We start from the raw sequence: 7588 nt of genomic DNA on the forward strand, positions 1-7588 counted from the left end.
TGTGAAACTTGCAAGTCGCTTTGGGGTTCGTCGGCAACTACGCCCCACGTGGACTTTCACCACAGATTGACGGCATGCCCGTCATACTTAAAAGACGGCCGATAAGAATATCCGCCGCCTAACGCTAAATTATCACATATAACATAACTTACAAAAATCCGTCCACCCCGTTTTAACTTAAATTGTTCCTACTACATCCCATAATTGTTTTAGAGTTACAGGGAAATCCCCAGTTCTAGTCCAAATAACTTGTGTACTCAAAAATCCGAATTATCAATATAATACTCTGCTCCTCACTGAAAACGTGGTGTTTTGCCTAAGTCATAATCGGCTCCAGCCACTAAATAACTATCTACAATAGTTATTCATCTACTGATGCTTGTAAATCTTCAAGTTTGGTGCTCTTGCCAAGTACCCTGACCACAAAGTATAATACAGCAATGCCGATAGGAATTAATATCCAAGGTGATACTCCCAATGATGCAGGAATAAATCCTACAACGCCCGCAACTATAGCCGCCGTTATTGCATACGGTATCTGCGTTCTAACATGGTCCATTAAGTCCGCAGCTGACCCCATTGAGGACATAATAGTAGTATCCGATATAGGTGAACAATGGTCACCGAATATTGCTCCGCTAGTAACAGAGGCAATCGTCAACACAGCATAGCTATCTACTGTTCCTCCCGTTATAGCTAATGCCAAAGGAAACGCTATTGGGATCATTATGGCTGTAGTACCATATGATGTTCCTGTAGAAAATGAGACCAAACATGATACCGCAAATAATATGACCGGTAACACAAATCCAGGAATATTCCCACCAACCAATTCTGAAATATAACTTCCGGTTCCTAATTCACCCATAATGTTGCCCGAAGTCCATGCAAACAACAATATGGACACTGTTAAAAGGAGTTCCTTACAGCCATCAAGCCAAACATCTATTGCTTCTTTCACTGTCATAATATGTTGTACTACCGCCATTACTATGCAAACTATAGAGGCGATTATAACTGCATAAAAAATACTTGCAGCCGAGTCACAATTACCGAAGGCATTCTGTATTCCTTTCAGCCCAAACGGTTCATTGTATCCCTTACCTGTATACCACATAGATAAAAGGGTAATTATTATAAATGTTAATATAGGCACTATTGCATTACGCATGCGTAGCGGAACGCCCTCTTTAACGTTCATTGCATCTAGTTCCTTGCTCATCATAGGTTTAGATCCATCCTGATACAATTTCCCAGTAAGGCGCGCACGTTTCTCAGCTTTATACATAGGGCCATAATCTTTTTGCTCCAATATAAGTATTATTACAAGTGCTATCGCGAAAATATTGTAAAAACGATAAGGTACAGTCTGGACAAATATGCCGTATGCATTGGATACAGTCATACCTGCAGCGGTAAACGCAATTCCTATCATTCCAATTTCATATGCAACCCACGAAGAAATGAATGCCATATCCGTCACAGGCCCAGCAGTCGAGTCAATAACATATGAAAGTTTTTCTCTGGAAATCTTCATTTCATCAGTTACAGGTCTCATCGTAGGTCCTACAATCAAAGAATTTGCCATATCTTCAAAGAAAATGATTATCCCCATAATCCATGTATAAATCAATGCATGTTCTGCCGTTTTTGCTTTTTTAGCCATTGCTAAGGCCATAGCCTGTGTACCGCCCATTCTTGCCATTACAGCTATTAGCCCGCCTACCGAAAGAATAAACAGCATTAATGTAATATCCCATGTATCTGTTACTGTAGCAATAATATATGTATCACAGGTTCTTAAAAATCCATGGAAAACATTGCCATTATTTAGTATTACTGCTCCAACAAAAACTGCTGTTGAAAGTGATAGGATTACCTGTTTTGTGACAAATGACAGTACAATTGCTATCAGCGGCACAAATAATGATAATATGCCATAATTGCTTGCCGTGTCCCCATCTGCAGCAAATACAAGGTTTGTGCATAATAGCATTCCGATTACAAACGCTATAGCTATTATCCACCGTGTTGTAGAAATCTTCTTAAACATCATAGCCTCCTTTCAGCATTACATGCTCATCCAACCATAAGATTAATAAAATTAATTGAAGTATTTAACTCATCAAATACCATGTTCCTTATTCTTAGTACCTGCGTCTCCCACAGATAATATTCGTGTGAGTACACTTCTGCATCATTATACTTTTCCAAAGCATAATCCAATGCCGGTATAGCTTTTTCAGTTTGGAGAGAACCGCATCCGTCTTGACCATATTTACCTGACCAGCAGCGGAACATGGCTGTCTCCCTTTCACATAACAGCGATAATTTATTGAGTAGTGCAGGATCTATATCTTTAGATTTCATATTCTCTAATTCTGACATCTTGGTTCTATACTCTTCCACAATTTCATCCAAAGCACTTAACAAATTCTTTGCTCTACCTGCTTTGTCTGTAACCCACATCCACTGCTTTTTAATATCATCCCCAAGATCTTTAAGATTATACGGAATGATTTTACTGTTAGCTAATTGATCCAATATATAGGTAACATATTGTGCATGTTTCTTCATAAGCGCCTTATCGATTTTGTCAATCGTATCGTCTGGTGTATGAAGCCATGGGCTATAGAATGCATGATTTAGTTCAATCAATTTTTCATCAGTATATTCAGTAGCGAATGAATTGTACGGCACGCCTACTCCAAAGAAAGACGAATCTCCGCCTCCTTTATAAGCCTGATGCCACACTCCTTTGGTTCCAAAGATTTTTTCGATTGCAGCGGTTAACATTTCTTTGAGTTCCGGCTGACCTTCGACTCCGGGAACGGTCGTCCCTTCGATTGCAAGGTTATCAATGTTTATATATGCCACACAATTATTAGACATATCCGCCCAATAATTATCTGCATACCATGTAGATCCGCCACCTTCTGCAATTTCATGTCCGTCCCAAAATACAAATTCTACGTCTCTCTGAAGCTCAGCCTTGTACTTGTTACATACTCTGGCAAGTTCTAAATTCAGGGCATCACCGGACGCATTACATATTGCGGATTTTCCCCATGCGTCTACATGACTGCCAACGAGAACATACTCATCGTTATCCGCATTACTCTTCACACGCCCTACAGGCTGGCTTGCGGTGATCCATTCTCTTGTAGCGGCAGCCTTAATATTCACCACCACTTTAGTTTCCGAGCACATTTTTTCTAGCCATTCCCCATCCTTCCTCGAAATACTAATTACCGTTAGATGAATAATTTCTTTCTCGTTGTAAGGCGTTGGATTTCCCCACTGAGTTTTAACCGCACCCATCTGAATCAAATCACTATCTGAAGCTCCCCAGTTCATAATGATTAGTGCTTTTGCACCCATCTCGCAAGCTATTCTTGCTTTCTCTGGTCTTGCAGGGCTCCAACTCATATCTGTAAGGATTATTTTATCTTTCGCATCAATGCCCGCATAGTCTTCGTACCCTCCAGATCCCAAATAAACTACTTCTCCTTCCAAACCACTCTCAGGAGTGGAATCGATATGGCATACTGGCCTAGCCGCTATTCTTTCTTTACAAGGTGCAATCAGTTCAAGGCTTGCTTCTCCCGGATAACTCATATACATAGGAAAATGATCAATTCTCCCAACGCCTGTATTTTCAATCAATCTATCGCAAATATACTTGGTTGCTTTTTCCATTTCGCCTGTTCCTGATAATCGCTCGCCCACATTATCTACGAGGAACGACATGTCCTTATAGATATTATCTATTGAAATTTCATTCTTAAACTTTTCATATATATTCATATCTCTACCTCAACCTTCAAAATCTATCCACGTTTAAGAAATGCAGTGCAGCAATGCATTGCTCCGTAACCCTTCAGCACTTCTGAATAATCAACAGTAATAACTTTGATTCCGTTATTTTCAAGTAATTCTTGTGATCTAGGGTTCCCTTCAGGCATTACTATGAGTCCAGGCTCAATGGCAACAAAATTGATTGCCAGTGTTTCTTTTGCTTCAATCCTAGATGGACATTCAAGTAGCTTTATTCCTTTCTTCTTTAGTGCATCACACACATCATAAGGTACTTGTGAAGCATGGATCATAGCCACATCATTGCTAGCCATATTAAGCAATCCATCAATATGAGCATGTCCATAGGGAATCTGCATATGAATTATTTCACTTACTCCCATCCTTCGCAATTCATATTCAACCATCTCGTAGCCACTTCGATTGGTTCTTACTCCAGTAGCTAACACAATCGTATGTCTATCTATCCATAGACCCATAGCTCCTTCAAAGGTGGCATCGCCACAAACAGTTCTAATAATAGGTACTCCTATATCAGCCAACGCCTGCGCCATATACCTCTCTTCACCACGTCTTGCTTCCATAGCTGGGCGTGTAACTATGGCTCCCTCAGGAGTCATAAGTAAAAGGTCTCTGCAAAATAGTGCATTTGGCCTATCTTCACGTTGCTTTTCTATATAGTGTACATTTACACCATGTGTTTTATATACTTGTGCTAAATTATCATGCTGAGTCCTAAACTTATCTGGGTTAATCGGTGCTTTGAATCTAGCTGCATTCCAATCGAAATTTTCAATTTCTTTCCCTGGTCTACGCATAATGACATCACGAAGCGTATCAACTTCAGAAGATACGCCCCAATCTCCCCAAAGTTCTTTCATGTCATTAGCAATAGTTGTTTCTTTTGGAAACCATCGCTCTCCAGGTAATGCATCAATATCTTTCATAAAATTATTCTCCATTGTTTAACCTCCTGTTGTTAGTTATTTATTATATATTGCAATAATAATGCCAATGCACAATGCAAGTATTATAGCTATTAGAGTAAAAAAAATAGTACATAGTAAAAATATTGCTACTCAAAGTAAAGTTTTTCTATGTACTATCTATAATTACGCTACTTAATACCATACTTTTTTAATTTATAGTTCAGCGTTTGTTTAGTAATATCAAGTTTTTTTGCCGCTTCTACCAAACTTATTGAAGATTCTATAGCATCACTGATTATAGTTTTCTCAAATTCTTCTAAAGCCTTGTTTAATCCTTTGCCCTCCGCTAAAGCGCTTACATTCAACGGTGCACTAACAAATTTCTCCTGATTAAGCATTAGTGGGTTCGTAATATACTCTGGTAGATCGCGTTTTTGTATGAAGCGCGAGGAAGCAACATTAAAGGCGCCCTCTATAATATTCTTCAGTTCCCTGACATTGCCCGGCCAGGCATATTCTTTGAATAACTCTTCTACTTCTTCATCAATGCCTATTATTTCCTTATCCAAAAATCCATTATATTGTTTAATAAAATATGAAACTAAAAAGAATAAATCATTAATTCTGTCTCTCAACGGTGGCACGTTAATTTGCACTACGCTTAATCTATAAAAAAGGTCCTCTCGCAGTTTCCCACTTTCCACACATTGCGCCGGTCTTTCATTTACTGCTGATATTATTTTTAGGTCTGTTTTTATTGGTGTAAAACTACCTAGACGGCATACCTGCTTCTCTTCAATCGCTTTTAGGATTTTGGCCTGTACGCTTATCTCCATCGAATTGATTTCATCAAGAAACAAAGTACCTCCATTAGCTATTTCGAAAAGGCCTGGCTTGTTCTCAGCACCTGTATAACTACCTTTTGTTGTGCCGAATAGAATACTCTCAAGGAGATTCCCTGGTATTGCCGCACAATTTTGAGAAATGAATTTTTTATTTCTTCTTTTCCCTGATGTATGTAAAGACTGCGCAACCAATTCCTTTCCAGTTCCAGTTTCCCCGTATATCAACACTGATGAATCTGTATTCGCCACTCTTGGGATTTTTTCCTTTACCAATTCCATGCATTGTGAAGAAGTAATTATATCGTCTACAGTGTACAGCCCTCCTATTTCAGCATCTTCCCTAGATTTCAAGGTTATGTTTTGTCTGCTATACGGTAAATCTATGTACCTAGATACATCCACCGCACCGATTATTTTGTTATTCTCTTTAATTGGCATGGTTGTATTTATAGCCCTTATGCTTTGTCCATTATAAGTCACCAGTGTTTGGTACTCATTAAGTATCGCCTCACCGGTCTCAAGGACTCTCATAAGACTGCTAGTTTTATTAGTTAAACCCGGATATATTTCCGTGACATGCTTATGTAATATATTTTTCTCTTTTAAGCGATTGACATCTGGCCTATAAGTTACAAAATACTCGATATAGCCATTTTTATCAGTAACCAATATCCCATCGATATAGTTGTATACATTTAGTAGTTGTTCTACATATCTTCTAAGCATTACTAACCTCCTCACTCATATACCCTCATTCTAAAGTATCATTCAAGGAAAAGCAATTGTTAATAATGCACACAGGGAAAAACCCCATTTTCTCAATGGGGCTTAACATTAATTATCCTCTCTTTAAGTATGCAGTGATACAGTGCAATGCACCTTTCCCTTTTCTTATCTCCGAAATATCTACAGTTTGAACTTTAATTCCATTGTCTTCTAACAGTTTTTGTGTTCTGGGATTTCCTTCCGGTAATACTATATGCCCAGGTTCTAATACCACAAAGTTGCATCCGAATGTTTCTCTTACCTCAGTTCTAGAAGGTGCTTCGAGTATCTTAAATCCTTTATGCTTAAGCATATCTATTATATCATAAGGTACTTGTCCTGCATGCACTAAGACCATATCATTACTAAGAGGGTTCATGAGTCCGTCTATATGTATGTTGCTATAAGGTTGTTGCATATGGTACACCGTTACACCCATCCGTTCTAACTGATACTTTACTTGATTATACCCACTTGCGTTGCAACGTGACCCTGTCGAAACAATGCACGTTTTCCGATCCACCCACATACCGCAAGCCCCTTCGAATATTCCATCACCTGCGATAGATGTTAGAATAGGCACGCCGATTTCAGCAAGCGCTTGGGCGACATATCTTTCTTCCCCTCTTCGCGCCTCCATTCCAGGTCTTGCTAAGATTGCTCCCTCTGGAGTCATAAATACCAAATCACGACAGAAAATTGCATTAGGTCGGTCAATTCTTTGTTCCTCAACATAATATACCTTTACACCAAAGTCCTTATAAATTTTAGCAACATCATCGTGCTGTTTCCTTATCAAATCTACATCAACAGGCTCCTCTGAAAATCTAACCTCTTTAGCATTAAAATTTTCTATTTCCTTTCCTGGGCGTCTCATTAGTACTGCTTTTAAAGAATCCACTTCTGAGCAAACGCCCCAATTACCCCAATACTCATTAATGTCATCAGTAAACCCAGTTTCTTTTGGAAACCATCTTTCACCAGGGATTGCTTCAATATCATACTTATTATTTAACATATAATCTCCTCCTTTGATTTAAGTTATGATTAAATAGTATATTGCAATCTTTATGCCATCCGTTTTGAAAGATCATTAAATAATAAATATGCTAATTCCATTTAACAGCTTAATACAATACAATCGAGTAGGGGCTAACAGTAGCCCCTCTCACACCACCCAGCATGCCGTTCGGCACTGGGCGGTTCAATTCATATAATAATCTAAACAACTGA

Annotated in this window: 5 protein-coding genes; all 5 read right to left on the reverse strand. The window is 38.7% G+C overall.

Going from position 1 to position 7588, the window contains the following annotated elements:
• Positions 1-361 precede the first annotated feature (361 nt).
• The gene (locus EV211_RS10175; RefSeq protein ID WP_133529325.1) at positions 362-2053 is read right to left on the reverse strand and encodes a Na+/H+ antiporter NhaC family protein; all 1692 of its coding nucleotides are present in this window, start codon (positions 2051-2053) and stop codon (positions 362-364) included.
• A 26-nt stretch (positions 2054-2079) separates the two neighbouring features.
• Complete coding sequence (locus EV211_RS10180; RefSeq protein ID WP_133529326.1) at positions 2080-3807, reverse strand: M28 family peptidase; 1728 nt, start codon at positions 3805-3807, stop codon at positions 2080-2082.
• A gap of 23 nt (positions 3808-3830) precedes the next feature.
• Positions 3831-4778 carry a dimethylarginine dimethylaminohydrolase family protein gene (locus EV211_RS10185; RefSeq protein ID WP_207668021.1) on the reverse strand — a complete coding sequence of 316 codons (948 nt, stop codon included), beginning with the start codon at positions 4776-4778 and terminating at the stop codon, positions 3831-3833.
• Positions 4779-4933: 155 nt separating this feature from the next.
• A complete protein-coding gene (locus tag EV211_RS10190) occupies positions 4934-6316 on the reverse strand; it encodes a sigma-54 interaction domain-containing protein (RefSeq protein ID WP_133529327.1) in 1383 nt (460 codons plus the stop codon).
• Positions 6317-6428: 112 nt separating this feature from the next.
• Positions 6429-7373, reverse strand: coding sequence for a dimethylarginine dimethylaminohydrolase family protein (locus tag EV211_RS10195; RefSeq protein WP_133529328.1), 945 nt, complete (start codon positions 7371-7373; stop codon positions 6429-6431).
• Between the last annotated feature and the right edge of the window lie 215 nt (positions 7374-7588).

The sequence above is a fragment of the Aminicella lysinilytica genome, from assembly GCF_004362975.1.
Taxonomy (GTDB): Bacteria; Bacillota; Clostridia; order Peptostreptococcales; family Anaerovoracaceae; genus Aminicella; species Aminicella lysinilytica.

Coding starts and splice junctions, on each gene's coding strand:
- EV211_RS10175 (WP_133529325.1), bottom strand. CDS start 2,053: ATGTTTAAGAAGATTTCTACAACACGGTGGATAATAGCTATAGCGTTT.
- EV211_RS10180 (WP_133529326.1), bottom strand. CDS start 3,807: ATGAATATATATGAAAAGTTTAAGAATGAAATTTCAATAGATAATATC.
- EV211_RS10185 (WP_207668021.1), bottom strand. CDS start 4,778: ATGGAGAATAATTTTATGAAAGATATTGATGCATTACCTGGAGAGCGA.
- EV211_RS10190 (WP_133529327.1), bottom strand. CDS start 6,316: ATGCTTAGAAGATATGTAGAACAACTACTAAATGTATACAACTATATC.
- EV211_RS10195 (WP_133529328.1), bottom strand. CDS start 7,373: ATGTTAAATAATAAGTATGATATTGAAGCAATCCCTGGTGAAAGATGG.